This is a genomic window from Bacillus sp. AFS018417 (genome assembly GCF_002560985.1).
GTDB lineage: Bacteria > Bacillota > Bacilli > Bacillales > Bacillaceae_G > Bacillus_A > Bacillus_A rhizoplanae.
The window spans coordinates 1-2,295 of the sequence record NZ_NTTM01000103.1; the positions used below are offsets into that span (position 1 = coordinate 1).

The window sequence follows — 2,295 nt, forward strand, 5'->3', positions numbered from 1 at the left end:
TAGTATATGAAGCTATACAAAAAGACACCCAAGAAGTATCAAAAATTTTCCTTCGTCTGTTTGACCTCTTACAGAAAAACGGACGGAAATCCCATCGATATGAGAAAAAGACAGTCTTTGATATTTTAGGTGTCGTTTATCAGTTTACTGTATCCAATCTAAAGCAGAAAACTGATAATCTTTAAAAATACACCATATCAAGGTTTATTTGGTATGCGTATTTTTAAAAACAAATAAACAAATTATCAAGCATGTAGGCAACAAGAACGGAAGTTCATGGGAGACCCACCCTTAGCTTGATGGGCATGGGGTAACGCCAGCATTTTGGAAAAAAACCACGCTAAGCAAAAAATACAATAAGCTGCCCATATGGACAGCTCATTTACATAATTATCGTTAGCGGAAGTTCTTACTCATTGAGTAAATGTTCCAGTGTTTCTATAATTTCTTTTTCTAATTGTTCAATAGTTCCGTTATAAAATGTTCCTACACCACTATTTTTGAAATATCCTTGATAATAGTACCAAAGATGGATAGTACAGACCTCCCATGTTTTTGGTCCATCATAATCAAATCCAATTTCTGATCTATATTCATAATCTAAACATTCATTAGAAGTAATGGATTCTAAGCAATCACCATCTATATCTCTTGTAATCCACAATCTTAAGTTTTCTTTTCCGTTTTTTTTAAAGGCTTCTTTGTACATTTCTTGATATTTATTACAAAACTCTTCACTAATCCTTTCCAATTCCATAATCCTTTGTTTTAGGTCTTCGTTTATTTCACTCTTTGGTATTTCTATGTATTGATTAAACTCGTTTGCAGTCTCACCATTTCTTTTTTTCTTCCAAAACCATTTAAACAAAATATTCTCCTCCTCTTATATCATCTTATTTCGTCGTAGCTTTTATAAGACCCTATCTAAAAAGTGGTGAATATCATATTCATTTAAGGTTAACATAACGTCTCATTATCGGGATTCAATGTATTTAAAAAACTATTAAAAGTCCTCCAGATTGTTTAACTGGGGGACTTTCGTGTTCACATAATTAGTGTTATTGGAAATTAGGATTATAACTTCTCAAAAAAGAAAATTGTACGTTTAGACACAATTTGGACAGATAAAACCGAATTTATTAATTAAGGAGATTATTAAGGGTGCTCTCTCGTTTCTTTATATTCATCAATAATATATCCTGAATAGGTAGTAGATTGCCTTTCATATCCAATTGCGGTTAAATTTATATCATTAATCCATTGAAAATAATGGGTCAACTCATGTGCAATAGTAACCAGATAAAATCCTAATGCATTATCTTTTCCATGTTTCTCTAACGTATCATAATAATCCCCTGTTGAAATGCGAATATACGGTTCATCATTTCGATCAAACGGCTCGAAGAATGTTCCATAAACTAACTCTCCATCCATTGCTTTAATTTTATATGCAGACTTCACATATATAGGCACTCTAATTGGGAAAAAATATTCTTGTCGCAACCATTTACAAAATTCTTTAATTGCTCTTCTTACTTCAGAATCAACATCTTTATCAAATTTTAATCGTAATCCAGTGCGGTGATTTTTCTCTTCAAGATTATAATGTTTTTGCCAATTCGTCAGTGTCCAAATATGCATATTATCACCCTATCTCCTTATACTTTGCGAATTTTATTGGGACTTTTCTAGGTTCTATATAAAATGGGAAGACTCCTTTATGTATACTCTATTCATGCAAGGTTAACATAACGTCTCATTATCAGCAGTAACTAAATCTCAGGAATCCATTCATACCAAGAGTTTGCCAGCCTTCTGTTCCCTCCGCTGTATGCAGGAGTTCATACATCCCTGTCATAACAGCATTTAGCAGTTTAAACCGTTTTCGTAGCCTGCATGAAATCCTGCATATCCTGGGCGTATAAAATCCGCGTTTTACCGTCAGTACCCCTTGTAGGAATACTACAGGTTCTTGTTTATTTAAAGGACAGAAATATCTATTCCCTTTCTAGCCAAGCAATAGGAATTTCTTTTTCACCAGTTACTTCAAACTGAATTTCTCCATTTACTTCAAAGACCCGTTCAATAATTGGTATTGTAATCATTTTATTTTCCTTTATTTTTCGCTTTCGTACTAGTTCTAAGTCGATAATATTCATGATGAAATCCCCTTTTGTATATGTAAGACAGAGAAAAAAGCACCCAAATGAGTACTTTTTCAACTTGAATCACCATTTTACTTTTTGAGCTGTTGCTCTATGTGTATTTTACCATATTTATCTATAACATTTGTTG

General features: G+C 32.7%; 3 protein-coding genes and 1 pseudogene. 1 reads left to right on the forward strand and 3 read right to left on the reverse strand.

What is annotated here, in order from left to right; genetic code table 11:
- Positions 1-185: pseudogene (locus CN326_RS23400) on the forward strand (IS4 family transposase); the annotation flags it as partial.
- A gap of 224 nt (positions 186-409) precedes the next feature.
- On the opposite strand, the gene CN326_RS23405 reads toward CN326_RS23400, so the two are convergent.
- From CN326_RS23405 to CN326_RS24820, 3 genes are all read right to left on the reverse strand, one after another.
- A complete protein-coding gene (locus CN326_RS23405) occupies positions 410-868 on the reverse strand; it encodes a hypothetical protein (protein WP_098311337.1) in 459 nt (152 codons plus the stop codon).
- A gap of 287 nt (positions 869-1,155) precedes the next feature.
- On the reverse strand, positions 1,156-1,641 hold the full coding sequence (locus tag CN326_RS23410; RefSeq protein ID WP_098311338.1) for a hypothetical protein: 486 nt from the start codon (positions 1,639-1,641) through the stop codon (positions 1,156-1,158).
- 356 nt (positions 1,642-1,997) lie between these two features.
- Complete coding sequence (locus tag CN326_RS24820; RefSeq protein ID WP_097795902.1) at positions 1,998-2,159, reverse strand: hypothetical protein; 162 nt, start codon at positions 2,157-2,159, stop codon at positions 1,998-2,000.
- Between the last annotated feature and the right edge of the window lie 136 nt (positions 2,160-2,295).

Bases quoted from the DNA above. Each gene is read 5' to 3' on its own strand.
- CN326_RS23410 (WP_098311338.1), bottom strand. From the start codon at position 1,641: ATGCATATTTGGACACTGACGAATTGGCAAAAACATTATAATCTTGAA.
- CN326_RS24820 (WP_097795902.1), bottom strand. From the start codon at position 2,159: ATGAATATTATCGACTTAGAACTAGTACGAAAGCGAAAAATAAAGGAA.